Source organism: Sulfurihydrogenibium azorense Az-Fu1, assembly GCF_000021545.1.
Classification (GTDB): Bacteria; Aquificota; Aquificia; order Aquificales; family Hydrogenothermaceae; genus Sulfurihydrogenibium; species Sulfurihydrogenibium azorense.
Genome location: NC_012438.1, coordinates 1,408,196 through 1,434,629 on the forward strand (window position 1 = coordinate 1,408,196; position 26,434 = coordinate 1,434,629).

24 protein-coding genes and 2 tRNA genes are annotated in these 26,434 nt (G+C 34.0%); 18 read left to right on the plus strand and 8 right to left on the minus strand.

The window, feature by feature from the left end; genetic code table 11:
• Nucleotides 1-20: 20 nt before the first annotated feature.
• A complete protein-coding gene (gene acnB / locus SULAZ_RS07390; RefSeq protein ID WP_012674287.1) occupies nucleotides 21-2,591 on the minus strand; it encodes a bifunctional aconitate hydratase 2/2-methylisocitrate dehydratase in 2,571 nt (856 codons plus the stop codon).
• Nucleotides 2,592-2,764: 173 nt separating this feature from the next.
• On the opposite strand from acnB, the gene SULAZ_RS07395 reads away from it, so the two are divergent.
• From SULAZ_RS07395 to SULAZ_RS07405, 3 genes are read left to right on the plus strand one after another with little or no spacing between them, the layout of a single operon-like run.
• The gene (locus tag SULAZ_RS07395; protein ID WP_012673821.1) at nucleotides 2,765-3,724 is read left to right on the plus strand and encodes a thiamine pyrophosphate-dependent dehydrogenase E1 component subunit alpha; all 960 of its coding nucleotides are present in this window, start codon (nucleotides 2,765-2,767) and stop codon (nucleotides 3,722-3,724) included.
• Nucleotides 3,711-4,688, plus strand: a complete 978-nt coding sequence (locus tag SULAZ_RS07400) for an alpha-ketoacid dehydrogenase subunit beta (protein WP_041675895.1) — start codon at nucleotides 3,711-3,713, stop codon at nucleotides 4,686-4,688. Before SULAZ_RS07395 ends, SULAZ_RS07400 begins: the two co-directional genes overlap by 14 nt.
• Nucleotides 4,678-5,922: a dihydrolipoamide acetyltransferase family protein gene (locus SULAZ_RS07405; protein WP_012675116.1), complete on the plus strand. Its 1,245-nt coding sequence runs from the start codon at nucleotides 4,678-4,680 to the stop codon at nucleotides 5,920-5,922. The genes SULAZ_RS07400 and SULAZ_RS07405 overlap by 11 nt, the downstream gene beginning before the upstream one ends.
• Here SULAZ_RS07405 and SULAZ_RS07410 read toward each other — a convergent pair.
• On the minus strand, nucleotides 5,914-6,549 hold the full coding sequence (locus SULAZ_RS07410) for a MarC family protein (RefSeq protein WP_012674630.1): 636 nt from the start codon (nucleotides 6,547-6,549) through the stop codon (nucleotides 5,914-5,916). The two genes, SULAZ_RS07405 and SULAZ_RS07410, sit on opposite strands and share 9 nt — an antisense overlap.
• A gap of 40 nt (nucleotides 6,550-6,589) precedes the next feature.
• On the opposite strand from SULAZ_RS07410, the gene truA reads away from it, so the two are divergent.
• From truA to bioD, 5 genes are read left to right on the plus strand one after another with little or no spacing between them, the layout of a single operon-like run.
• On the plus strand, nucleotides 6,590-7,324 hold the full coding sequence (gene truA, locus SULAZ_RS07415) for a tRNA pseudouridine(38-40) synthase TruA (protein ID WP_012674283.1): 735 nt from the start codon (nucleotides 6,590-6,592) through the stop codon (nucleotides 7,322-7,324).
• Nucleotides 7,325-7,337: 13 nt separating this feature from the next.
• Nucleotides 7,338-8,240: a GTPase Era gene (gene era / locus SULAZ_RS07420; RefSeq protein WP_012674040.1), complete on the plus strand. Its 903-nt coding sequence runs from the start codon at nucleotides 7,338-7,340 to the stop codon at nucleotides 8,238-8,240.
• Nucleotides 8,241-8,248: 8 nt separating this feature from the next.
• Nucleotides 8,249-9,619, plus strand: coding sequence for a magnesium transporter (gene mgtE / locus SULAZ_RS07425; protein ID WP_012673551.1), 1,371 nt, complete (start codon nucleotides 8,249-8,251; stop codon nucleotides 9,617-9,619).
• Between the two features lie 11 nt (nucleotides 9,620-9,630).
• A complete protein-coding gene (fabD, locus tag SULAZ_RS07430; protein WP_012673843.1) occupies nucleotides 9,631-10,536 on the plus strand; it encodes an ACP S-malonyltransferase in 906 nt (301 codons plus the stop codon).
• Nucleotides 10,529-11,182, plus strand: a complete 654-nt coding sequence (gene bioD, locus SULAZ_RS07435) for a dethiobiotin synthase (protein ID WP_012673569.1) — start codon at nucleotides 10,529-10,531, stop codon at nucleotides 11,180-11,182. Before fabD ends, bioD begins: the two co-directional genes overlap by 8 nt.
• On the opposite strand, the gene SULAZ_RS07440 is transcribed toward bioD, so the two are convergent.
• From SULAZ_RS07440 to SULAZ_RS07460, 5 genes are all read right to left on the minus strand, one after another.
• The gene (locus SULAZ_RS07440) at nucleotides 11,154-12,404 is read right to left on the minus strand and encodes an MgtC/SapB family protein (RefSeq protein WP_012673942.1); all 1,251 of its coding nucleotides are present in this window, start codon (nucleotides 12,402-12,404) and stop codon (nucleotides 11,154-11,156) included. The two genes, bioD and SULAZ_RS07440, sit on opposite strands and share 29 nt — an antisense overlap.
• Nucleotides 12,404-12,703 carry a preprotein translocase subunit SecG gene (gene secG, locus SULAZ_RS07445; protein ID WP_012674516.1) on the minus strand — a complete coding sequence of 100 codons (300 nt, stop codon included), beginning with the start codon at nucleotides 12,701-12,703 and terminating at the stop codon, nucleotides 12,404-12,406. Before secG ends, SULAZ_RS07440 begins: the two co-directional genes overlap by 1 nt.
• Before the next feature lie 3 nt (nucleotides 12,704-12,706).
• On the minus strand, nucleotides 12,707-13,459 hold the full coding sequence (gene tpiA, locus SULAZ_RS07450) for a triose-phosphate isomerase (RefSeq protein ID WP_012673751.1): 753 nt from the start codon (nucleotides 13,457-13,459) through the stop codon (nucleotides 12,707-12,709).
• Between the two features lie 11 nt (nucleotides 13,460-13,470).
• A complete protein-coding gene (locus SULAZ_RS07455) occupies nucleotides 13,471-14,079 on the minus strand; it encodes a 2,3-bisphosphoglycerate-dependent phosphoglycerate mutase (protein WP_012674470.1) in 609 nt (202 codons plus the stop codon).
• Nucleotides 14,080-14,162: 83 nt separating this feature from the next.
• Entirely contained in the window at nucleotides 14,163-15,146 is a 984-nt protein-coding gene (locus tag SULAZ_RS07460; protein WP_012673450.1) for an IS481 family transposase, read from the minus strand.
• Between the two features lie 122 nt (nucleotides 15,147-15,268).
• Between SULAZ_RS07460 and SULAZ_RS07465 the strand changes: the two genes are divergently transcribed.
• The 3 genes from SULAZ_RS07465 to argB all read left to right on the plus strand — a co-directional run bounded on the left by SULAZ_RS07465 (nucleotide 15,269) and on the right by argB (nucleotide 16,439).
• Nucleotides 15,269-15,341, plus strand: a tRNA-Lys gene (locus SULAZ_RS07465).
• Between the two features lie 14 nt (nucleotides 15,342-15,355).
• Nucleotides 15,356-15,430 (plus strand) — tRNA-Glu (locus SULAZ_RS07470).
• Between the two features lie 109 nt (nucleotides 15,431-15,539).
• Nucleotides 15,540-16,439: an acetylglutamate kinase gene (gene argB, locus SULAZ_RS07475; RefSeq protein ID WP_012674657.1), complete on the plus strand. Its 900-nt coding sequence runs from the start codon at nucleotides 15,540-15,542 to the stop codon at nucleotides 16,437-16,439.
• Between the two features lie 40 nt (nucleotides 16,440-16,479).
• Here argB and SULAZ_RS07480 read toward each other — a convergent pair whose 3' ends face one another.
• Complete coding sequence (locus SULAZ_RS07480) at nucleotides 16,480-16,764, minus strand: HU family DNA-binding protein (protein WP_012675031.1); 285 nt, start codon at nucleotides 16,762-16,764, stop codon at nucleotides 16,480-16,482.
• Nucleotides 16,765-16,887: 123 nt separating this feature from the next.
• Between SULAZ_RS07480 and ileS the strand changes: the two genes are divergently transcribed.
• Genes ileS through hslU form a run of 7 tightly spaced genes read left to right on the plus strand, consistent with a single transcriptional unit; the run spans nucleotide 16,888 to nucleotide 26,417 of the window.
• The gene (gene ileS / locus SULAZ_RS07485) at nucleotides 16,888-19,704 is read left to right on the plus strand and encodes an isoleucine--tRNA ligase (RefSeq protein ID WP_012673835.1); all 2,817 of its coding nucleotides are present in this window, start codon (nucleotides 16,888-16,890) and stop codon (nucleotides 19,702-19,704) included.
• Nucleotides 19,701-19,973: an HU family DNA-binding protein gene (locus tag SULAZ_RS07490; RefSeq protein WP_012673831.1), complete on the plus strand. Its 273-nt coding sequence runs from the start codon at nucleotides 19,701-19,703 to the stop codon at nucleotides 19,971-19,973. Before ileS ends, SULAZ_RS07490 begins: the two co-directional genes overlap by 4 nt.
• A complete protein-coding gene (gene hemE / locus SULAZ_RS07495; protein WP_012674327.1) occupies nucleotides 19,973-21,022 on the plus strand; it encodes a uroporphyrinogen decarboxylase in 1,050 nt (349 codons plus the stop codon). The genes SULAZ_RS07490 and hemE overlap by 1 nt, the downstream gene beginning before the upstream one ends.
• A gap of 17 nt (nucleotides 21,023-21,039) precedes the next feature.
• Complete coding sequence (gene smpB, locus SULAZ_RS07500) at nucleotides 21,040-21,498, plus strand: SsrA-binding protein SmpB (RefSeq protein ID WP_012673599.1); 459 nt, start codon at nucleotides 21,040-21,042, stop codon at nucleotides 21,496-21,498.
• 14 nt (nucleotides 21,499-21,512) lie between these two features.
• A complete protein-coding gene (pyrG, locus tag SULAZ_RS07505) occupies nucleotides 21,513-23,129 on the plus strand; it encodes a CTP synthase (RefSeq protein ID WP_012674084.1) in 1,617 nt (538 codons plus the stop codon).
• A gap of 31 nt (nucleotides 23,130-23,160) precedes the next feature.
• Nucleotides 23,161-25,059 carry an acetate--CoA ligase gene (acs, locus tag SULAZ_RS07510; protein ID WP_012674072.1) on the plus strand — a complete coding sequence of 633 codons (1,899 nt, stop codon included), beginning with the start codon at nucleotides 23,161-23,163 and terminating at the stop codon, nucleotides 25,057-25,059.
• An 11-nt stretch (nucleotides 25,060-25,070) separates the two neighbouring features.
• Entirely contained in the window at nucleotides 25,071-26,417 is a 1,347-nt protein-coding gene (gene hslU / locus SULAZ_RS07515) for an ATP-dependent protease ATPase subunit HslU (RefSeq protein WP_012675106.1), read from the plus strand.
• The last annotated feature ends 17 nt before the right edge of the window (nucleotides 26,418-26,434 follow it).

Sequence of the window (26,434 nt, forward strand, 5' to 3'; positions counted from 1 at the left end):
TTGCAGGGGGACAAGAAATTTTATACCGTAAGATATATTAACTCGTCTTTTCCTACTTGGTGGAAATTTAAGTATTTATAAATTTCGTCTTCTTTTCCAGCTAACTTTTTAGGAACTATACTCATATACTCTTCTACAGTTGGAAGTCTTCCCAAGATTGCACATACAGCTGCAAGCTCTGCACTTCCAAGGTAGACTTTAGCATCTTTACCCATTCTGTTATCAAAGTTTCTTGTACTTGTTGAAAATACCACTGCTCCATCTCTAACTCTTGCCTGGTTACCCATACATAAGCTACATCCGGGAATTTCTACCCTTGCTCCGGCTTGACCGTATATAGCATAATAACCTTCTTCTCTAAGCTGTCTTTCATCCATCTTAGTAGGTGGGACTATCCAGAGTCTAACAGGTACTTGTCCTTCTCCTCTAAGTATTTCTCCTAATGCTCTGTAGTGTCCTATGTTTGTCATACAGCTTCCTACAAATACTTCATCTATCTTCTTAGGTCTTCTTTCATCAGCAAGTACTTCTGATAGTGTGGCAACGTCATCTGGGTCATTTGGACAGGCCACTATAGGTTCTTTAATCTCATTTAAATCTATTTCTATAACAGCTGCGTACTCCGCATTTTCATCAGGTTCAAGGAGTGTAGGATTATCAAGCCATGCTTTCATTTTATCTGCTCTTCTTCTTAGTGTTCTTGCATCTTGGTATCCTGCTTCTATCATTGCTTCAATAAGTTTTATATTAGATTGTATATACTCTATTACAGGTTCTTTATTTAACCTTACTGTACAAGCTGCAGCACTTCTTTCTGCTGATGCATCTGCAAACTCAAAAGCCTGCTCAACTTTTAAATATGGTAATCCTTCAATTTCTAAAATTCTTCCTGCAAATACGTTCTTCTTACCTTTCTTCTCAACTGTTAATAAGCCTTGTTTTATAGCGTAGTAAGGTATTGCATTTACAAGGTCTCTTATAGTTATTCCTGGTTGTATTTCCCCTTTAAACCTAACTAACACAGATTCAGGCATAACCAGAGGCATCGTTCCAGTAACAGCTGCAAATGCTACTAAACCAGAGCCAGCTGGGAAAGATATTCCTATTGGGAATCTTGTATGACTGTCTCCACCTGTTCCTACTGTATCCGGTAAAACCATTCTATTTAACCAAGAGTGGATAATTCCGTCCCCTGGTCTTAAGGATACTCCACCTCTACTGATTATAAATGGAGGTAATGTGTGATGAAGTTTTACGTCTTCAGGTTTTGGATATGCTGCAGTATGACAGAAGCTCTGGAGTACAAAATCACAGCTAAATCCAAGTGCTGCAAGCTCTATTATCTCGTCTCTTGTCATTGGACCGGTTGTGTCCTGACTTCCTACTGTTAACACCTGAGGCTCGACGTACATTCCCGGTCTAACTCCAGGCATTCCACAGGCTTTACCTACAATTTTCTGGGCTAAAGTATAACCTACTCCTTCTTTTTCAGGTGGTTGCTTTGGTCTTATGAAAATGTTTTCTTCACCAAGACCTAAAACTTCTCTTGCCTTTCTTGTTAATCCTCTTCCTATAATTAGAGGTATTCTACCACCAGCTCTTACTTCATCTGGAAGTGTGTTTGGTTTCAGCTCAAACTCTGATACTACTTCACCGTTTTTAACTATCTTTCCTTCGTATGGATATATTTCTATAACGTCTCCTGTTTCAAGTTTTGTAACATCTGCTTGTATAGGAAGAGCTCCTGAATCTTCAAGGGTGTTAAAGAATATAGGTGCTATGATACCACCTATTACAATACCTCCTGTTCTTTTGTTTGGGACATGAGGAATATCTCTTCCTATATGCCATATTAGAGAGTTTGCTGCAGACTTTCTACTTGAACCAGTTCCTACAACGTCTCCTACAAAAGCTACTGGATATCCTGATTTTTTAAGTTCGTTTATCTTCTCAATTGCATCTGGCATTTTTGCTTTTAACATACTTAATGCATGGAGAGGAATATCACTTCTTGTTGATGCTTCAGTTGCAGGAGAAAGATCATCAGTAGTTATTTCTCCCGGAACTTTAAAGACTATAGCTGTTATTTTTTCTGGTAAAGGCTCTTTATTTAAAAACCATTCTGCATTAGCCCATGACTCTAAAACTTCTTTAGCGTACTTATTTGTTTTAGAAAGTTCAACTATATCGTTAAACGCGTCGTAAACTAAAAGTGTATTTTTAAGAGCGTTTGCAGCTTCTTGAGCAACTTCTGGGTCTTTATGGGAAAGTGCATCTATCAAAGGCTTTACATTATAACCACCAAGCATCGTTCCCAGTATCTGAACAGCTCTTTTTGGAGATATAGCAGAAGAGTGTGCTTTTCCTTGGACTATGTCGTTTAAAAATGCCGCTTTTACGTAAGCTCCTTCATCAACACCGGGACTTACCCTGTTGACGAGTAAATCCATTAAAAATTCTTCTTCGATTATAGGTACTTCCTTAAGAAGCTCTATTAAAGCCGCTACTTGCTTTGCATTTAAAGGTTTAGGAGGTATCCCTAACTTTGCCCTTTCTTCCATATGTTGTCTATATTCTGCTAAAAATCCCATTTTTACTACCTCATCAAATAATTTTCTAAATATTATATGTAATCATCAAAGAAAAATCAAACAATGTTATATTTAAGTTCTAATATTTTCCTTTTCTTTAATTATTGCAAGATTTGAAATCTGTTTGTAGATTTAAAATAAAAGTAAGCTGTCTAAAAAATGAGGAGTCTAATATGGAACAGTCATTAGCAGAAAAATTTTATTATTTTATGAAGCTTGGAAGAGTTTTTGAACTAAGGGCAAAAGAAGAGTATATGAAAGGAAACATTGGAGGTTTTTTACATTTAGCTATAGGAGAAGAAGCTGTCCACGTGGGAGCTACCATAGCATTTGATAAAGGTGATATTTTTGTTCATTACAGAGACCATGTTTATGCTCTGGCAAAAGGGATAGACCCAAAATACTTAATGGCTGAATTGTTTGGAAAGAAAACAGGAATATCTAAAGGTAAAGGTGGGTCTATGCATTTTTATGAACCTTCACTTAACTTTTATGGAGGAAATGCTATTGTAGGAGCTCATATTCCCCATAGTGTTGGTATGGCTTACGCAAGAAAATTTAAAGGAGAAAACACAGGTGTTTTAGTAGCCTTTGGAGATGGTGCAACAAATGCAGGAAATTTTTATGAATCTTTAAATTTAGCTTCACTGTGGAAACTACCTGTTTTATTTTTATGTGAAAATAATTACTACGCTATTGGAACACGGATAGATAGAGCTTCAGCGATAACAGACATTTATTTAAAAGCAAAACCTTATATGCTTTCAAAACAGATTGATGGAATGGATATATTTGAAGTATACAAAGCAGTAAAAGAGGCGAAAGAGTACATTCAAGAAGAATCAAAACCTTACTTTATAGAAGCAATTACTTATAGATACGAACCTCACTCTATGAGTGATACTGGAAACTATAGGTCTGTAAGGGAGTTAGAGATAGCAAAAAGTAAAGACCCTATTGAAAAGTTAAAAAAATCTGGATTATTATCAGAGAATTATATCAACTACATAGATAACCTTGTGGAAAAAGAGATAGAAGAAGCTGTAGAGTTTGCCAAAAACTCTCCCGAACCTGAAGAGATAGAACTTTATACCGATGTATTTTGTGAGGTATGTAAAAATGTTCTACCGTGAAGCTTTAAATCTTGCTATCGATGAAATGATGGAAATTGATGAGTCTGTTGTTATCTTAGGAGAAGATGTAGGATTTTACGGAGGTAATTACAAGGTTACAGAAGGGCTTTACGCAAAGTATGGAGAAAAAAGAGTAATAGATACACCTATAGCAGAGAACTCTATTGTAGGAATCGCCATTGGTATGGCTTTAGGAGGTTTAAGACCTATTGCAGAGATAATGACAGCAAATTTTGCAATGCTTGCAATGGACCAGATAGTAAACAACATGGCAAAACTCAGGTATATGAGTGGAGGAAAGATAGTTTTACCTATGGTTGTTAGAATGCCACAGGGTGTTGTAAAGCAACTTGCATCTCAACACTCCCAAAGTTTAGAGTCTCTATTTGCTGGTATACCAGGTCTTAGAGTCTTCACTGCTTCTGATTGTATAACAGCTTACCATGGATTAAAAACAGCAATTAAATTAGATGACCCAGTTGTATTCTTAGAGCATACCCTTTTATACTTTGAAAAGTTTGACCTACCTAAAGATAGTTTTTATAATCCTTTCAAAGCAAGGGTTTTAAAGGAAGGTAAAGATCTAACAATATTTTCTTATTTAAAAATGGTTCACGATGTTTTAAAGGTTGTAGATAAGATAGAAAGTACATTAAACGTATCAGTTGAAGTTATAGATGTAGGACCTTTAAATCCTTTAGATTTAGAAACTTTGACAAATTCAGTTAAAAAAACAAAAAGATTCGTAATAGTAGAAGAAAATCCAAAACACGGTGGATTTGGAGCCCAGATAGTTAGCAGTATTTTAGAAGAATGTTTTTATAACTTAGATGCTCCACCTTTAAGAATAGCAGGAGAAGACGTACCAATACCTTACAACAGAAAGTTAGAACTTTTATCAATTCCAACACCTGAAAAAATATATTTAAAAATAGTAGAGTGGGGAAAGCAAAATGGCTTATGAAATAGTTATGCCACAACTAACTGATACAATGGAAACAGGGAAAATAGTCAGATGGCTAAAAAAAGAAGGAGACTATGTGGAAGTTAACGAACCTATCTTAGAAGTAGAATCAGACAAAGCAATCATGGAAGTCCCTTCTCTAAAAAGTGGTTATTTAACAAAGATTTTGTTTGATGAAGGTTCAGAAGTTCCAGTAGGAACAGTTATAGCTATAATATCTGAAAAGAAAGAAGAGAATATTCAAACTCCAGAAGTAAAATCCAAAGAAGAGAAAAAAATAGAAACAGTCAAACAAGAGATCAAAGAAATTAAAATACCACAAACAATAGAGATCGAAACTAAAAAGCTTCCTCCTTCTACAGCATCTCCTGTTGCTAAAGTTTTAGCTAAAGAGATAGGTATAGATATTAAATCTTTACAAGAGGAAGGTAAACTACCTATCCCCGCTCACGAAAAAGATATAAAAGAGTATATAGTAAACCAAAAGTTAGATGAAAATGTAATAAACTTACTTAAAGACTATCAAATAAATCCAGAAGATATTATAAAGCTTTATACAAACATAGAAAAAATAACAGTGAAAGAAGTTTTAACCTACATAAAAGAAAAAAATATACCTTTAAAGAAAAGTGTAAACTCTATAAGAAAAAGCTTAATCAAAAATCTTAAAAAATCTATAGAAATTCCAGTATTTCATATATTTACAGAAGTTAATTTTTCAAATATTCCAAAAGATGCAGGTTTTACTTTAACTACTTGGCTTGTAAAAATTTTAGGAGACAGTATATATAAATACGAAAAACTAAGAACTAAAACAGACGAAGAATACTACTACGTATATCCTACAGTAAATATATCTATTGCAGTTGATGTTGCAGGAGAACTATTTGCACCAGTTATAAAAAATGTAGAGGTAAAAACATTAAAAGATATAGCAAAAGAATTAGAAATAATAAAACAAAAAGCAAAAGAAAGTAGATTCTCAAAAGAAGATTTAGAGGGTGCCATCTTTTCTGTATCTAATTTAGGAATGTACAACGTTATATCATTTGACGCTATTATTCCTCCTGAATGTGTAGGAATAGTTGCAGTAGGTAAAGCAGTAGATAATATTGCTAAACTGACATTTTCATTTGACCACAGGATAGTAAATGGCAAAGAAGCTGCAGAGTTTATAAATTTATTCCAAGAAAAGTTGGGAAATAAGGATTATATAAACTCTCTTTTAATGTAAGATAGGGAAAAAGTTTTGTTTTATACCTTTAACGATAAATTGAACAGCCAATGCCATTATAACTATTCCCATCATTCTTGAAACGATATCTAAAAATATCTCTCCCAAAAGTTTTTGGATGTATTTAGATGCTTTTAAAATAAAGTAAGATATTAAAAAAGTTATTACTATTGAAATTGCAACTATTAAAAGATTTAAGAGACTTTCTTGAGACGATGCTACTGTCATAGCTGTAACCATAGCACCTGGTCCAGCTAAAATAGGAGTAGCAACAGGAATAAGAGCTATATTTTCTAACTTTTTTATCAAAGGAATCTCTTCAGGAGATATTTTTTCTTTTAATGGTTGCCCAAATATAATGTTTATAGATATCAAAAGAAGTATAATTCCACCTGCTATTTGGAAATCGGCAATACTAACACCCAAAATTCCAACAAAAAAGTTTCCCAAAAATAAGAAGAATATCAGTATAAAACATCCATAAATAGAAGCTTTTTTAATAATAAATTCTCTTTCCTTATCAGAAAAATTCTTTAACACAGAGATAATCAAAGGAATAGCTCCAAAAGGATCAACTATAGCAAAAATAGAGATAGTATACTTTAGTATAAGGTACAAAACATCCATAACTTACCCCAGATAATTTTTATCAATTATAATATTTTTCATGAAAAAAAGATATAACTACAAACTTACAATATCATACATAGGTACAAGGTATAGTGGTTGGCAAAGACAGAAAAATGCAGTTGGTATACAGCAAATTATAGAAGACCTCCTGGAAAAACTTTTTAAAGAAAAGATAACCTTAATTGGTTCAGGAAGGACAGATGCGGGAGTCCATGCTTTAAATCAGGTTGCAAACTTTAAAACCTACTCCTACAAAGACCCATCTACCATTTACTCATACCTAAACGCTAAACTTCCAAGGGATATATCAGTAAAAAAAGTAGAAGAAGTAGACCTAAACTTTAACGCCCGATTTTCCGCAAAGGGAAAGACATACTTATATAGAATATATACAAAACCAGACCCATTTTTATACGGTAGAGGATGGTTTTTTGATAAAGATTTAGACATTGTAAAAATGCTTCAAGGCATTGAAATTTTAAAAAAATACAAAGATTTAACATCATTGGCAAAAGAGGGAAACTACATAAGAAAAGAAGTTGACTTAAGGGAGATAAAACTGTACTATGATGGTAAAATAATAGATATAGAGATAACAGCTTCCCATTTTTTGAGAAACTTAGTCCGTAGGATAGTTGGACATTTAGTTGCAATAGGTAGAGGAAGCTTGTCCTTGCAAGAGTTTGAAGATATAATTAAAGCAAAAGACTCTTCTAAAGGAAAGTTTTTAGCACCACCAGAAGGATTGTATTTAAAAGAAGTTTATTACTAAAAGAGGTGTAAAAATGAGTTTTAAAGCCGGATTTGTAGCGTTAGTAGGAAGACCAAACGTAGGAAAATCAACATTACTTAACAATATACTTGGAACAAAACTAAGTATAGTAAGCCCAAAGCCACAAACAACAAGGATGAGAATACTGGGAGTAAAACATCTTCCAGACGCCCAGATAATATTTTTAGACGCTCCGGGAGTTCAAAAAGGGGGAGATTTACTCTCTAAATCAGTTTTAGAGTCTGCAGTTGCAAGTATGGAAGATGCTGATGTTATAGTTATGATAATAGAGGCTGACAAAGGTTGGACAAAAGAGGACAAGGAAATAGTAGAGAACTACATAAAAAAGTATAACAAACCAGTAATACTTGCAATAAACAAAATAGACAAAATTCAAAGAGACTTAGTACTACCACTGATAGAAGAGTCAACAAAGATATACGACTTTAAAGAATATGTACCAATTTCTGCTATAAAGAATATAAACATAGATGAGCTTTTAAATACTATAAAGAAATACCTTCCAGAGTCTCCACCCCTTTACCCTGAAGATATGATTACAGACCTACCACTAAAATTATGGATAGCAGAGATAATAAGAGAAAAAGTATTCTTTAACACAAAGCAAGAAGTACCTTATTCTGTAGCTGTAGAAGTTGAATCTATAAAAGAGGGAGAAAAGAATAAGAATCTCCTTATTATAGATGCAGTAATATACGTAGAAAGGGATAATCACAAAGGAATAATCATAGGTAAAAAAGGTCAGATGCTAAAAAAAATAGGGTCTCAGGCAAGAGAAGAGTTAGAATTTTTACTTGGTAAAAAAGTTCATTTAAATCTTTATGTCAAGGTAAAAGAAAATTGGAAAGAAGATTTACCTCTTTTAAGGTCGCTTGGATACAATCAAATATCGTAGGTTGTTAAATGAGTCCTATAATTGAAGTTTTAAAAGAAACACTGAAAAGGTCTCTTCAAAAACACGACCTGAAAACTGTAGAGAAAATTTTGTCAAAAACCCATAAAGGAGATATAGCCGAAGTTTTTAAATACCTTTCCAAAGAAGAAAGGACAAAGATATTTAACATCCTTTACAAAACAAATCCTGAAAAGGCAGTTGAGGTTTTTAAAGACCTTGATGATATTGTAAAGATAGAGATTATAAGGTCTCTTCATATTAAAGATTCCGTAGATTTTATATTAAAACTACCCACACCAGAGATAGCATCAATCATAGAAAATATCCCAGAAGATGTTAAAAAGGCTGTTATTGAAAACCTAAAAGGAGAAGAGAAAGAAGAGTTAAAACATCTTCTTTCTGAAGGTGAAGACAAAGTTGCATCAATAATAAGCGATTCTTATCTTGCAGTTTTAGACACATCTACGGTAGAAGATGCTATCCAGAAAGTAAAAGAGTATAACCAAGACATTGAATTGGTTTATATATATGTAGTTGATGAAAAAAACAAATTAGTGGGCGTAATTTCACTAAAAGACCTATTAACCTATCCATCTAATCTGATGATTAAAGACATAATGAAAAGAGACTTGATAACTTTAAACATAGAAGATACTAAAGAAGAGGCTATAGAAAATTTTAGAAGGTACGATTTATATGTTCTTCCTGTTGTTGATGATGAAGGAACTTTACTTGGTGTTGTTTATATAGAAGATATTTTAGATGTTATGTCAGAAAAAACAACAGAAGATTTCTTTAAAATGGCAGGAGCAAAAGAAGAAGAGCTGTTTTATGCAGATAAGACATTCAAAATAGCAAAGTTAAGATTACCATGGCTTTTAATAGCAACTGTAGGAGAGTTTATCACTGCAGTTATCATAAGTTTGTTTGATTATACAATATCAGAATTTATACAAGTTGTATTTTTCCTTCCTATGGTGGCAGCTCTAAGTGGAAATATAAGTTCTCAAGCAGCGATAATAGCAGCAAGAGGACTAAGAGATGGAAGATTAACAGAAAATACCATAGATTACCTTTTTACAGTTTTTAGAGAGTTAAAAGTTGCAGTTTTTATAGGGATAATAATTGGTATTTTGGTTGGAGTTGTTGCATCTTTATGGATAAGTAATCACATACTTGGAATTATAGTAGCAATTGCACTGTTTTTCAGTATCGTTTTTGCTGGATTGATAGGTAGTTTAGTTCCCTTTATAATGTATAAGCTTGAAAAAGACCCAACGTTAGCAACAGGACCTTTATCGTTAACCTTAACAGATATAATCGGTATATCTATATATCTTGTAGTAGCTACTTTTTTCATACATTACCTAAAACTTTGAAGGAGGAGTTTATGAAGGCGTTTGTTTTTCCGGGTCAAGGTTCACAGTATGTAGGAATGGGCAAAGATTTTTACGAAAATTTTGAAGAAGTAAGACAGCTCCACGAAAAAGTTAACGAGAGATTAGGATTTAATCTTACAGATATCATATTTAACAATGAAGAAAAACTAAACCTTACAGAGTATACACAACCAGCCTTAGTTCTAACCTCTTACATAACCTATAAAATCTTTAAAGAGAAAAAAGGTATAGAACCTGATTTTGTAGCTGGACACTCACTAGGAGAGTTTACAGCTCTAGCTGTTGCTGGTAGTTTATCTTTAGAAGATGCAGTTTACATTACCCATATAAGAGGAAAACTTATGCAGTCTGCAGTTCCAGAAGGTGTTGGGCTAATGGCTGCTATTATAGGTTTAGAAGCTTCTAAAATAGAAGAGATTTTAAAACAGATAGATGGTATAGTTGAAATAGCAAACTACAACTCTTACGAGCAGACTGTAATATCTGGAGAAAAAGTAGCAGTAGAAAAAGCTATGGAGATACTTAAATCTCAAGGAGCTAAAAAGGTCGTTCCTCTGGTGGTCTCTGTACCTGCCCACTCATCAATGCTAAAAGAAAAAGCACAGGAGTTTGGAGAGTACTTAGAAAAAATAGAGATAAAAGATGCAAGCATACCTGTTATATCAAACGTATCGGCAAAACCTATAACAAAAGCACAGGATATAAAGCAGGAGTTAAAAGTACATTTTTACAGTCCTGTAAGATGGGTTCAAACTATAGAGTATCTATCATCTATGGGAGTAAAAGATATTTACGAAATAGGACCTAAAAAAGTCCTTACAGGGCTTATAAAGAGAATTAACAAAGATTTAAATCTTAAAAACGTTGAGACTTTACAGGATATAGAAAATGCTTAACAGTTTATTTATAACTGCAACAGATACAGGAGTAGGTAAAACAACAGTATCAGCTGCCATTTGTAAACTACTGAAAGAAAAAGGAGTAAATGTAGCCTACTTTAAACCTGCTGAAACAGGCTGTCAGCCTATCCCACAAGATGCCTACACTATATCTAAAATAACAGGACAGCCTTTAGAAGAGGTGGTCATTTACACATTTGAAAACCCAGTAGCACCATATACAGCTACCGTACTTGAAGGTAAAGAGATAGATATACAAAAAATAATAAAACATTACAAATACTTAAAAACTAAATATGACTTTGTAATCGTAGAAGGAGCAGGAGGACTTTTAGTCCCAATAAAGAAGAATTATACCTACTTAAACCTTATTGAAGATTTAAACATCCCAGTTTTAATAGTATCTAGGGCATCGTTAGGAACGATAAACCATACAGCTTTGACTATTAGAGCGTTAGAAGGTAAACAGATAGTTGGTATAGTTATGAATGGCTTTTCTGGAGAAGATATATCAGAAGAAACAAATCCACAGATAATTCAAGAAATGACAGGTGTAAAAGTTTTAGCAAAGTGTAAAAAATCTCAGCAACCAGTAGAAGAGTGCTATAGCAAACTTATGGATTTTGTAAAAACATTTGTATAAGAATAAAACTTAAAAATACAAACAAATTAAACACTAACACTTTAAACATCTCTCTTTTTAGACTTTCATTTGCAAATATTAAAACGTAAATATATTTAAAAATAGAGTTTGATATTACTGCAAGAATAACAATAATACTTGCAGTAGTTGTAAATATAACGCCACTTTTTGATAAAGATGCAGCAGAAAAGGTTATAGCATCAACATCTATAACTCCGGATACAAAACTAACTAAGTAAACGCCACTAATACCTACTTTATTTTGAATAAACTTAATAAGCACTAAAATAAAAGTGTAAAAGATAGCAAATTGAAGAATCTCTAATATTCTAAAAGGATTTTTAAACTCACTCTCTTTAAAATCGGTTGTTGTATCTAATTTAATATACCTATAAACCATTAAAAGTAAAACTACCGAAGATAATAACAAAGGAAGTGCAAGAAATTTTAAAAGTTCTACATTTAAAAATCCAGATATAACCAGTACTCTTAAATTCATAACTATCCAAGATAGTGTAATCCCACTGAAAAGTATATTTTTTAAATCAGGGCTTTTCTTTGAAAGTATAGAAAAGTTATAAGTGATTGCAGTACTTGAGATAAGTCCTCCAAACAAGGCTATCCATAAAAGAGACTTTCCACCTTTCCATCTTACAAGTATATAACCTATAAAATCTATTGTAGCTACAATAATAACAACTTTCCATATCTCTTTTAAATTTATAGCTTCATAAGGTCCAAAACTTTTATCTGGTAAGATAGGGTATACTATAGCTGTTAGAAGTAAAAATTTAACCAAAGATATAACATCTTCAAAATATAAACTTTTTGCAAAACTCTCTAAAGGTTGCTTTATAGCTAAAATTAACGTCGTTAAAAATCCAAGAAAAACAGATAGATAGTAATAGTCAAAATAAACTAAAACGCCGATTAAAAAAGTCAGTAAAACAGATACTTCTGTTGTGATTCCTTTATCTTTCTCGTACTCCAGAAAAAAGTTAAACAAGGTAAACCCTAAAATAGATAGAAAAGATATATAAATAAAGAAATCAAAATGCTTATCAGAAACCAAAGCAGAAAAGTATCCTAAAAGAGATATTAAAGGATAGGTTCTTACTCCGGCGAAAACTTCACCTTTTGCCTTATATTCCCTTTCTAATCCTACGAAGAAACCTAAACCTAAGGCAAGGAGTATCTCGTATAGATTTTCATACTCTTGCATTATTTTTTATTTTCTGTCTGTTGCTGTGAAGGGATGTTTTCTATAACTGTGTTAGACTTTGCAATCTTTACACTTAAGTATGACAGAGTAAGTACTAAAAATAAAAATATACCACCAAGCCAGTAAGTTATCTTTGTAAGTATAGTTGCAGCCGAAGCTCCTAAAACTGCCTTTGCAGCTCCTGACCCAAAAACAGCACCTATCTCTGCTCCTTTTGTTTTCTGCATGAGCACTAAGATAATAAGTAGTACAGATACTATAACAAGTACAACGGATAATAAACCAAATAAAAATTCCAACCTTTAAACCTCCAAAGAAGATAAAATTATTTTATAAAACTTTTGTGGGTCAAGACTTGCGGTTCCAACTAAAAATCCTTCAACATCAGGAGCTTTTATCAATTCAGAAGCATTTTTTTCATTTACACTACCACCATAAAGTATTCTCGTATCTTTATCATTTCCTTTACTTATATCGTTAATAAGATTTCTAATAAAATGATGTACCTCTTGAGCTTGTTCTACAGTTGCATTTACTCCTGTTCCTATCGCCCATACTGGTTCGTAAGCAATGTCTATAAGGCTTATCTCTCTTTCTAACCCTGCAATACCGGCTCTTATCTGTCTTTCAACTACATTCATAGTTTTGCCAAGCTCTCTTTCTTCTAATGTTTCTCCTACACATAGAATAGGCCTTAAACCAAACTCTACAGCAGTTAAAACTTTTTTATTAATTAGTTCATCTTTTTCACCAAAGATATGTCTTCTCTCAGAATGTCCAAGTATCACATATTTAACGTTAAGTTCAGTAAGCATAATAGGAGATATCTCACCAGTGTAAGCTCCTCTTTCTACATAAAACATATTTTGAGCACCTAAACTAATGTTTGTTTTTTCAAGTAAAATAGAAACAGAAGATAAAGCTGTAAAGGAAGGAGCTATCATAATTTCTACTCCTTCCACCTCTTTAACAAGATCTTTAAATATTTCTATATAATCAATAGATTCTGCTACAGTTTTGTTCATCTTCCAGTTTGCTGCTATTAAGTATCTCATAACTCCCTCTTTTAATGTCTTCTTATCTCTTTATTTAAAACATTACCTTCTTTATCCATCTCGTATACTATTGGCACTCCTGTATCAAGTTCAACCTTTATTATCTCTTCTGGAGTTAACTTTTCTAAATACATGATAATAGACCTTAAAGAGTTTCCGTGAGCTACTACTAAAACATCATTTCCTTCATATATATCACCTAATATAGCCCTTTCTAAAAAGGGTATAGTTCTTGCAGCTGTATCTTTCAAAGACTCTCCCTCAGGTGGAGCTATATCGTAACTTCTTCTCCAAAGGTGAACTATCTCAGCTCCATACTTCTGTCTTGCTCTATCTTTATTTAAACCTTGTAAAGCACCATAATGTCTTTCATTTAAAGCTTGGTCTTTTATAACAGGAATTTGAAGTCCTATCACTTCAAGGATTATTCTAAGTGTTTCTTGAGCCCTTGTTAAAGCAGAAGTGTAAGCAACATTAAACCTTATATCCTTTAAAAGTTCTCCAGCTTTAAAAGCTTCTTCTTTACCTTTTTCTGTAAGGGGAACATCAACCCATCCAGTAAACCTGTTTTGAAGGTTCCAAAAAGACTGTCCATGTCTTACTAAAACGAGTTTCGGCATTTTTACCTCCGAATTTTTTGACTTTATTATAACAGGTATGTATGAGTTCTATACATCGTGAACACCTTCACCTAAAAATTTTATCATACTCCATAAACAATGTCTGCTGGTCTTTTGTATCCTAAAGAATGATGTGGCCTTATAAAATTGTACTTCCTTACATACTTCCTTAACTTCTTATTCATCTCCTCTAATGTGTAATCTAATCCCTCTATCAACCATAACTCCTCTTCTATTGTCCTTATCAATCTTTCTACAACACCATTAGTCTTTGGACTCCTTGGATAGCTAAAGTAATGCTCCACTCCTATATCCGTTAAATACTTGTTAAACTCCCCTAAAAACTCACTCCCGTTATCTGTTTGTACCCTCTTTATCTCAAATTCAAAATACTCATTTAACTCAATATAAAATTCTTTTGTTTTCTTTGAATTTTTACTTTCATATACCCGTGCAAAACAAAATCTGCTATACTTATCTATAGCTGTGAATTGGTAATATGTTGCACCTGCGATGTTCAGGTGTTTTACGTCTATTTGTACTACATCCCCTGGGGCTTGTGCTTGCAAGCCTCTTTTTGTCCTTTTCTTCTTTATACTCTTTTTTCTTTTGTTTTGTATTTTAATTGATTTTGTTCTCTCTATTAATCCTTCTTCTTTTAATACTTTATACACTGTAGATGGTGATACTTTTATGTTTTTTTCTTCTTGTAGATATGCCGATATTTTTTCTTTGCTCCAAGTTGGGTTTTGTTTCCTGACTTTTATTATTTGTTCTCTGTACTGATTTCTTATAGTTGGTTTTCTTGTGTTTTTTGGTGTTTTAGGTCTATCAAGAAGTCCTTCAAGTCCGTCTTTTTTGTATCTTTCAAACCATTTATAGAAGGTAGTTCTTGATATTCCGAAGTATCTGCAGGTTTTGGATATATTTTTTGTATCTTGGTAGTGCTGTATCCATTTTAGTCTTTTTTTGGCTTCTTTTGTTAAAGGAATGTCTTTAATCTTGTTTGATAGTTTTTTAGGAAAGAGTGTTGTCATATACATAGGGGTTCCTATAATACCTTTCATATAACCTACCTCCTGTTTTTGTTGAAATTATTTTAAAGGGGTAGGTGTTCACTGTGTATTGAAACTTATACACAGGTATTGCATTTTAAAATCAAATGTGATATATTATTAATCTCGATTGTGAGTCGCTAGCTCAGTCGGTAGAGCACCGGTCTTTTAAACCGGTGGTCCTGGGTTCGATTCCCAGGCGACTCACTTCAAAAGAATATGGCCCCATCGTCTAGCCTGGCCTAGGACACCGGCCTTTCACGCCGGCGACACGGGTTCAAATCCCGTTGGGGTCATTCTTTTTTTTAAATCCTTACTCACTCAAAATAAAAAGGTTAACAAAAAATTCTTATCTTTAAACTCAGTGTATTATAATTTTCTTTTAAAAATCACGGAGGTTTCATATTGGAAAGAGTTGTTGAAAAGGCGAGTATTTTACTTGAGGCATTACCTTACATTAGAACCTTTAGAGGAAAAACTTTTGTTATTAAATACGGTGGAAATGCCATGGATAAAGCTGACCTAAGGTCTGCTTTTGCTCAAGATGTTATTATGCTTAAGTATATCGGTATTAACCCTGTAATTGTCCATGGTGGAGGACCTCAGATAGGTCAGTACCTAAAAAAGATGGGGCTAGAGTCTAAATTTGTAGGTGGTTTAAGAGTAACAGATAAAGAGACTATGGACATAGTTGAGATGGTTTTAGGTGGCCTTGTAAATAAAAGTATCGTTCAACTTATAAACAGCTACTCAGGAGGACATGTAAAGGCAGTTGGTATTACAGGGAAAGATGGTGGTCTTATAAAAGCGAAAAAGTTAGACGCTGAAGAGTACTTTAAATCAATGGGAGACTTTAGACCTACAGAATTACTAGACCTTGGACATGTTGGAGAGGTTGAAGAGGTTGACCCTTCACTTTTGATAAATCTTGATGAAGATAACTACATTCCAGTGATAGCTCCTATAGGATATGATGATGAAGGTAACGCATACAACATAAACGCTGATTTAGTAGCATCTGCAATAGCTGTATCTTTAAAAGCTGAAAAAGTTATATTCCTAACAGACATAGAAGGTTTAAAAGACTCAGAAGGTAAAACTTTATCTTCAGTATCAACTAAAGAGATTGAAGAGATGATAAAGACAGGAGTAATAAAAGGTGGAATGATTCCAAAGGTAAAAGCTTGTACCTATGCTGTTGAAAACGGTGTAAACAAAGCACACATATTAGATGGTAGAATACCACATTGTATACTATTAGAGATATTCACCCAAGAAGGTATTGGAACAGAAGTTTATAAATAATATAAAAACGGGGCTTTAAAGCCCCGTAATATCTAAGAAATTACTTTTTCTTAGCGTTTAAAGCTTCTTTTAAAGATTTAGCAGCTGTAAATGCTACCACTTTTCTTGCAGGGATTTTAATCTCTTTTCCTGTTCTTGGGTTTCTACCTTTTCTTGCTTTTCTTTCTCTAACGTTGAAAACGCCAAGACCAGGAATAGCTGTTCTTTCCCCCTTAGAAAGAGCTTCTACAACAGCTTCAATAGCTGCGTTTACAGCTCTTTCCGCTTCAGCCTTTTTAAGGCCTGCCTTTTCAGCTACCTTTGCGATTAATTCTGACTTAGTCATGAAAAACCCTCCTAAATAAAGTGATATCTAAGTTTAACTCCTAATTTATTGATTTGTCAAGAGGTTTTTTATCTTTAAAAGTGGTATAATAATACTTTCCAAACTTGAAGGAGGTTTAAATAGTTGGAAATTAAAGATACTTTAAACTTACCTCAGACAGACTTTCCTATGAAGGCAAACTTACCAAATAAAGAACCAGAGATACTATCCCTTTGGGATAAGATAAACCTATATGGAAAGTTAAGAGAAGAAAGAAAAGGAAAAGAGAAGTATATACTTCATGATGGACCACCTTACGCAAACGGTCATATTCACATAGGACACGCATTAAACAAGATTTTAAAAGATATTCTTGTTAAGTATCAGTCTATGAAAGGTAAAGACGCTCCATTCGTTCCAGGGTGGGATTGCCACGGACTACCTATAGAGCAGCAAGTTGAAAAACAGCTAAAAGAAAAGAAAATAAAAAAAGAAGATATTCCAAAGTCAGAATTTAGAAAACTTTGTAGAGAATACGCAAAAACATTTGTAGAAATACAAAAACAAGAGTTTAAAAGACTGGGAATCATAGGAAACTGGGAAAACCCGTACCTTACTATGAAACCATCTTACCAAGCTCAAGAGATTTTAGAGCTTGGAAGAATATTTGAAAAAGGTGTAGCATACAGAGGAAAAAAACCTGTTTACTGGTGTATTTACGATAAAACTGCAGAAGCTGAGGCAGAGGTTGAGTACCAAGAAAAGAAAGACCCTTCCATCTACGTAAAGTTTAAACTTGTAGATGAAGACGCCTACCCTGTTATCTGGACAACTACTCCTTGGACGCTTCCAGCAAACCTTGGAATAATGGTTCACCCTGAGTATGATTATGTTTACTACAAAACAGAAAAAGGTACTTTAATCATTGCAAAAGAGTTGTTAGAAAGTTTTAAAGAAAAGACAAATTTAGAAGGTGAAGTTATAAAAGAAGTTAAAGGAAAAGACCTTGAATTTAAAGAGTACTACCATCCGTTTATTGATAGAGTTTCAAAAATATACCTCTCTGAGTTTGTAGAGTTGTCAGCTGGTACTGGACTTGTTCATATGGCTCCAGGACATGGTCAGGAAGACTATATAATAGGTCAAAGGTATAAAGTAGAACCTTTTGCTCCTGTTGATGATGAAGGAAGATTTACAAAAGAAGCTCCATCTTGGCTTGAAGGAGTAAGGGTTTTTGATGCAAATGAAATTATAATAAACAAACTTGAAGAAGTAGGAGCTCTAATACACAAAGAAGTTATAAACCACTCCTACCCACACTGCTGGAGATGTAAAAATCCTGTAATATTCAGAGCTACTCCCCAGTGGTTTATCTCAATGGATGCTATATTAGAAGGTGGAAACACCCTTAGAGGAGAAGCATTAAAAGAGATTGAAAGAGTTAAATGGATACCTTCTTACGGTCAAAACAGAATAAAAAGTATGGTAGAGAATAGACCTGACTGGTGTATATCAAGACAGAGAAGTTGGGGAGTACCTATTACAGTCTTTTACTGTCAGGACTGTGGTGAGATAGTTAAAGATATGGAGGTTTTCCAGCATGTTGCAAACTTAGTCAAAAACAATGAGTACGGAGCTGATGTATGGTTTGAGAAAGATGTAAAAGAATTATTACCAGAAGGGTATAGATGTAAAAAGTGTGGCAGTCAAAACTTTAAAAAGGAAGAAGACATTCTTGATGTTTGGTTTGATTCTGGCGTGTCTCACGCTGCAGTTTTAAAGTACGGAGAGTGGGAAGAGTTAAGGTGGCCTGCTGATATGTACTTAGAAGGGTCAGACCAGCACAGGGGATGGTTCCAGTCTTCACTTTTAGAGTCTGTGGCTTCTTATAACAGAGCTCCTTACGACAGTGTTTTAACCCACGGATTTACCCTTGATGAAAAAGGCAGAAAAATGTCTAAATCTGCAGGGAACGTTGTAGCTCCAGAGAAAGTTATAAACGAGTACGGAGCTGATATCTTAAGACTGTGGGTCGTTACAGAAGATTACACAGAAGATATAAAAATAGGTTTTAACCTAATAAAAAGGATAGCCGAAGACTATAGAAAAATAAGAAACACATTTAGATTCTTCTTAGGAAACCTCTACGACTTTAACCCTTCCCAAGACAAGGTAGAATACAAAGATATGCTTGAGCTTGATAGATGGATACTATCTAAACTGCAAGGTCTTATACAGCTTTCTGACAAAGCCTATGAAGAGGGAAAATTCCACAAGATATACCACAGTGTTAAAAACTTCTTTATAGTTGACCTTTCTGCTATTTACTTAGACATACTAAAAGACCGTTTATACATATACGCACCTAAATCTTTAGAAAGAAAGTCTGCACAAACAGCTCTTTGGGAGCTTCTTTTATCACTAAATAAACTACTTGCACCTATAATATCTTTTACAACTGAAGAAGTATGGCAGTATACAAGGAAGATAGATCCTTCTTTAAAAGAAAGTATACATCTTGAACTACTGCCTTCTGTAAACTCAGAGTATATAGACAAAGATTTAGAAAATGTCTATGAAAAACTTCTACAGATAAGAGACGATGTACTAAAGGCAGTTGAAGAGGCACGAAAAAAAGATTTAGTTAGACACCCTTACGAGGCAAGAGTTATCTTAAAACTTCCACAAGACTATAAACAACTTATTGAAGAAAGGGTAGACTGGATTAAGTTTTTCTTTACTGTAAGTCAGGTAGAGTTATCAGAAAATCCACAGGCAGAGGTAGTGATAGAAGGAGAGTCTGTAAAAGGCTCTACAGTTGCAGTCGGTAGGGCAAAAGGTGAAAAATGTCCAAGATGTTGGATATACGATGAATCTGTTGGAAGAAACGGGCAGAAAGTCTGTGATAGATGTAAAGAACAACTAATAAAAATGAATATTAATATGGAGGAGCTTGTATGAAAAAGTCTGATATTGTAAAGATATTAAAAGAAAAGTATACAAATATAGACTCTAAAGAGATAAAAAAAGTAGTTGACGCTATATTTGATAAAATGATAGAAGGACTAGCATCTGGAGAAAAGATAGAAATAAGAAAACTTGGAACATTTAAAGTGTTAAAAAGGAAAAAACCCCTAAAAGGTAAGAAAAGGGTAAGTTATTCTAAAACAGTTCACTTTAAACCGGGAAAGATACTTAAAAGAGCATTTAAAAATATGGAGCTTAAATAATGAATTTAAAAAATGACCTATTTTTAAAAGCTTGTAAAAACCAAAAGATAGAAAGAACACCTATCTGGCTTATGAGACAGGCAGGTAGGTATATGAAAGAGTATAGAGAGCTAAGAGAAAAAGCAGGAAGTTTTAAAAACTTCTACAAAAACGTAGACCTTGCAGTAGAGGCTTCACTACTACCTAAAAAAATTCTTGATGTTGACGCAATAATAATTTTTTCAGACATACTTACTCCACTGGAATCAATAGGTATGAAGTTTGACTTTAAAGAAGGAGAAGGACCTGTATTTGAAAATCCTATTAAATCTGTGGAAGATGTAGAAAATCTAAAACCTTTTAACACAGAAGATGTACATTACGTAGGAGAGATAATAAAAGGAGTAAATCAAACCTTAAACAGAGAACTGCCCGTTATAGGCTTTGCAGGAGCTCCTTTTACTTTAGCCGCATACATGATAGAAGGAAGAGGTAGCCGAGATTTTAAAAAGGCAAAAAAGTTTATGTACGACAATCCACAAGAGTTTAAAAAACTTTTAGATATAATAGCTGATGTTATTATTGATTACTTAAACTTCCAAATAAAGTCTGGAGCTGATGCTGTTCAGATATTTGATAGTTGGGCGGGACATCTCTCGCCGAAAGATTACAAAGAGTTTGCTTTACCACCTATAAAGAAAATAATCAAGAATCTCAAAAAAGACTATCAACCTGTTATTCACTTTTCAAAAGGAGTAGCAGGAGTTATAGACTTTATAGGTGAATCTGGAGCTGATGTTTACAGTGTGGACTGGATGGTAGATATAAAAGATGTAAAAAATAAAATATATCCTAATGCAGCTGTTCAAGGAAACCTAGACCCTACAATTTTATATGCAGAAAAAAATGCTATTAAAAAAGAGGCTGAGTATATATTAGAAAGCTGGGGAAAAGATTCGGGACATATATTTAACCTTGGACACGGGCTAAATCCAGATATGGATGTTGAGAAAGTAAAGTACTTGGTTGATACAGTAAAAGAGTTATCTTTTAAAATAAGGAATAGTTAAAAACGGAGCTGATTTTAATGTCTGTTAAAGTTGTTGCAACAAACAAAAAAGCATTTCATGATTACAACATACTTGAGAAGTACGAAGCTGGTATTGTGCTTACAGGTTCAGAGGTAAAGTCTTTACGGGAAGGAGCTTGTAATTTAAAAGATAGTTTTGTTATAATTGAAGATGGGGAGGCATGGCTTTACAACTGCTACATTGCACCTTACAAACCTGCCCACAAACTTGGACACGACCCTTATAGAAAAAGAAAACTTTTACTTCATAAAAGGGAGATACTAAGACTTATGGGAAAAGTAAAAGAAAAAGGTCTTACAATTGTCCCTTTACAAGTTTACTTTAAAAACGGAAAAGCTAAAGTAGAGATAGCCCTTGCCAAAGGTAAAGTTAAGTACGAAAAGAGAGAAGATATAAAAGAAAAAGAAACAAGAAGAGAGATAGAGAAACAGTTTAAAGGAAAACTAAAACTATAACCTGAGGTGTAGGATTGAAAAAGTATATATTCATAACAGGTGGTGTTTTATCTTCCTTAGGAAAAGGTGTTACATCAGCTGCAATAGGTTCAATCTTAGAGAGTATGGGTTATAAAATAACCCTTATGAAACTTGACCCTTACTTAAACATAGATCCGGGAACGATGAATCCTTACCAACACGGAGAAGTTTTTGTGACAGAAGATGGAGCTGAGACAGACCTTGACCTTGGCCACTACGAAAGATTTACAAACGCAGTAATGACAAAACATAACAACACTACCTCAGGAAAGCTATACCATAACCTTCTTGAAAAAGAAAGAAGGGGAGCTTTTTTAGGAGCTACAGTTCAGGTTATACCTCACTTTACAAACGAGATTAAAAAATCCATAGAAAAAGTTGCGGAAAACCATGATATAACCTTAGTTGAGATAGGTGGAACGGTAGGAGACATAGAGAGTCTGCCATTTTTAGAAGCAATCAGACAGATGGGAATAGAAAACAAGAAAGAAGATGTGATGTATATACACCTAACCTATGTACCTTACATCAAAGTTGCAGGAGAACTAAAAACAAAACCAAGTCAACACTCTGTAAAGGAATTAAGGGCTATTGGTATCCAGCCTGACATCTTAATAGGAAGGTCAGAGTTTCCACTTCCAAAAGACATCAAAAGAAAATTATCTCTATTTACCAACGTTGATGAAGACTCTGTATTCTCAGCTCCAGATTTAGATATAATATACGAAATACCCCTCTACTTTAAAAAAGAAGGTCTTGATAAGGCAATAGCAAAACATCTTAACCTTGAGTATAGAGAACCTGACTTATCAAAATGGAAAAAGATAGTTACAGCTCTATCAAAATTAGAGAAAGAAGTTGATATAGGTATAGTTGGAAAGTATGTAGAACTAAAAGATGCCTACAAAAGTATAAACGAATCTTTAATACATGCCCAAATTCCAAACAAAGTAAAAATCAACATCCATTGGATAAACTCAGAGAAGATAAACCAAGAAAATTATCAAGAAATGTTAAAAGGCCTTGATGGAATACTAGTCCCCGGTGGATTTGGAGACAGAGGGATAGAAGGAAAGATACTAACTGCCAAGTATGCAAGAGAAAATAACATTCCATACTTTGGAATATGTCTTGGTATGCAAATAGCAGTTATAGAGTTTGCAAGGTCTGTAGCTGGTCTTGAAGGAGCAAACTCAACAGAGTTTAATCCATTTACACCCCATCCAGTTATAGATATAATGCCTGACCAAAAGAATGTAGACAAAAAAGGTGGAACTATGAGACTTGGAGCTTACAAATGTACTTTAAAACCGGGTACAAAAGCATACCAGATATACGGACAAAACGAGATATCAGAAAGGCACAGACACAGGTACGAGTTTAACCCCAAGTATGTTCCTATTTTAGAAGAAAAAGGTTTAGTTGTTTCTGGAGTGTATAAAGCAAGAAATTTACCAGAAATAGTAGAAATACCTAACCACAGATGGTTTATAGCTTGTCAGTTTCATCCAGAGTTTAAAAGTAAACCATTTGCCCCCCATCCTTTATTTGTAAGTTTTGTAGAAGCTTCTTACAAAAACAGGCTTGATAAATCTAAAAATCAAACATAGTTTTATATAAATCCTAAAGAGGGGGTAAAAGATGGAAAATTTAGAGCAAGTTCACCTTCAGGTAAAAGAAATTTTCTATCCACCAGAAGATATTAAAAAAGAGTGTATCGTTCAAGATTACGAAAGTATGTATAAAAAATCTATAGAAAACCCAGAAGAATTCTGGTCAGAAGTTGCATCACAGCTTCACTGGTTTCAAAAGTGGGACAAGGTCTTAGAGTGGAACTTCCCTTATGCAAAGTGGTTTGTAAATGGAAAAACAAACATAACTTATAATTGTTTAGATGCTAACATTGAAAAAGGTAGAAGAAATAAAGTAGCTTACATATCAGTAGATGAAGAAGGAAATGAGAAAAAACTCACTTACGGAGAATTACTCGAACAAGTAAACAGACTTGCAAACGGATTAAAGTCGTTAGGTGTATCAAAAGGAGATAGGGTCTCTATATATATGCCAAACACGGTAGAAGCTGTAATTTCTATGCTTGCCTGTGCAAGAATAGGAGCTATACACAGTGTAGTTTTCGCTGGATTTAGTGAAGGAGCCTTAAAGTTAAGAATAAACGACGCAAAGGCAAAAGTTGTTATAACTGCAACCTACACAAAGAGAAGGGGCAAAAAGATTCCTCTACTTCCAATTGTGAAAGAAGCCATATATGACTTAGATTTTGTCAAGAATGTAATAGTTTGGGATAGAGATAGAGAGTTAGAAGAATCTGAGTTTAGTAAGAAGTTTGTAAGTTTTGAGGAGTTGATAAAAACATCTTCTCCCTACTTCAATCCTGAGGTTATGGATTCAGAAGACCCTCTGTTTATACTTTACACATCGGGAACAACAGGAAAGCCAAAAGGTGTGCTACACACAGTCGGTGGATATATGGTAAACACTTACCTAACTACTAAAACAGTGTTTAACATAAAAGAAGATACTGTTTACTGGTGTACTGCAGATATAGGCTGGATAACAGGTCATAGCTATATAGTCTATGGACCACTTTTAAATGGGACAACTATTGTAATGATGGAAGGAGTGCCTGTATACCCTCATCCTGGAATATGGTGGGAGTATGTAGACAAATACAGAGTTAACGTATTCTACACAGCTCCTACAGCTATAAGGATGCTTATGAGATTTGGAGACGAGATACCTGCGAAGTACGATTTATCATCTTTAAAAATTTTAGGGTCTGTAGGAGAGCCAATAAATCCAGAAGCTTGGCTTTGGTACTACAAAAACATAGGTAGAGGAAAAGCTGTAGTTGTAGATACTTGGTGGCAAACAGAAACAGGAGCTCATATGATAACTACTTTACCTTGTTATCCTGCAAAACCAGGAAAAGCAGGAAAACCTCTATTTGGTGTTGTTCCTGACATTGTAGATAAAGAAGGAAACTCACTGCCACCTAACACGATAGGACACCTTGTTATAAAGAAGCCTTGGCCTTCTATGCTTAGAACTTGTTGGGGAGAGCCTGAAAGGTATGAAAAGTACTGGAAAGAAATCCCCGGAAACGTTTACTCAGCTGGAGACCTTGCTACAATAGATGAAGATGGTTATATAATGATACTTGGAAGAGCTGATGATGTTTTAAGTGTTGCAGGACACAGAATAGGTAATGCGGAAGTTGAGTCAGCTATAATAGAACATCCAGCAGTAGCAGAAGCTGCTGTAATAGGAAAACCAAACGAGATAAAAGGAGAGTCTATAAAAGCGTTTGTTGTTTTAAAAGAAGGTTATACTCCTTCTGCTGAACTTGTAGAAGAAATAAAAGAAACAGTTAAAGAAGTACTTGGAGCTATAGCAGTTCCAGACGAGATAGAGTTTGTAGATAAACTACCAAAGACAAGAAGCGGCAAAATAATGAGAAGAGTGTTAAGAGCCAAAGAGTTAGGACAAGAACTTGGAGACATCTCAACTTTAGAAGATTAAAGGAGGAGTAAGTGGAAGTAAGGGAAGAATTAACACCTAAACAGATAGTAGAAGAGTTAGATAAGTATATAGTTGGACAATATGAAGCAAAAAAGGCTGTAGCTATAGCTCTTAGAAATAGATGGAGAAGACAAAACCTACCAGAAGATCTGAGAGATGAAGTAATACCAAAAAACATACTGATGATAGGTCCTACAGGTGTAGGTAAAACTGAGATAGCTAGGAGACTAGCAGCTTTAGTAAAAGCACCTTTTATAAAAGTTGAAGCAACAAAGTTCACAGAAGTAGGATACGTAGGAAGAGATGTAGAGTCAATCATTAGAGAGCTTACTGACGTTGCCTTTAAAATGGTAAAAGCAGAAAAAATGGAAGAAGTAAGAGAAAAAGCTAGAAAGATAGCTGAAGAAAAAGTTTTAGACTACTTAGTACCAAAAAGACCAAGAAGATACGGTAGCTTAACAGAAGAAGAGGAAGAATCTCCTGCAAGAGAAAAATTTAGGCAAATGTTAAAGGAAGGATTATTAGATGATAGAGTTGTTGAGATAGACGTAACGGAAAAAGCTCAAGCCGTAATTGGTGGGGTTGTTGTTCCAGGGTTAGAAGATATAGAAAGTCAGTTAAAAGAGATATTCTCTTCACTAGGTCCCTCTAGAAGTAAAAAGAGAAAACTTACTGTAAAAGAGGCATTAAAAGTAATAGAAAACGAAGAAGCAGAAAAACTGATAGATATGGATGAAGTCCAATCTTTAGCTATAAAGAGAGTGGAAAACTTTGGAATTGTTTTTATAGACGAGATAGATAAAGTAGCTTCAAAATCAAGTAGTAGGTCTGGACCTGACGTATCAAGGGAAGGTGTTCAAAGAGACTTACTACCCATAGTTGAAGGAACTGTTGTATCTACAAAGTACGGACCTGTAAGAACAGACCATATACTTTTTATAGCAGCTGGTGCATTTCATCTCTCAAAACCTTCTGACTTAATTCCAGAGCTCCAAGGTAGATTTCCCATAAGAGTTGAACTAAAACCTCTGACTAAAGAAGACTTTGTAAGGATACTAACTGAGCCTAAAAATGCACTTATAAAACAGTATAAAGCCCTTATGTTAACAGAAGGAGTAGAGTTAGAATTTACACAAGATGCTATAGAAGAGATAGCAAGACTTGCCCAAGAAGTAAACGAAAAGACAGAAAACATAGGTGCAAGAAGACTACATACAATCTTAGAAAAAATAATGGAAGATTACTCATTTAACGCTCCGGACTTAAAAGGTCAAAAAGTGATTATTGACGCAAACATTGTAAGAGAAAAACTTGGAGATATAATATCTAACGAAGATTTAAGTAGATATATTTTATAAAAAAAGAGAGGAGAGAA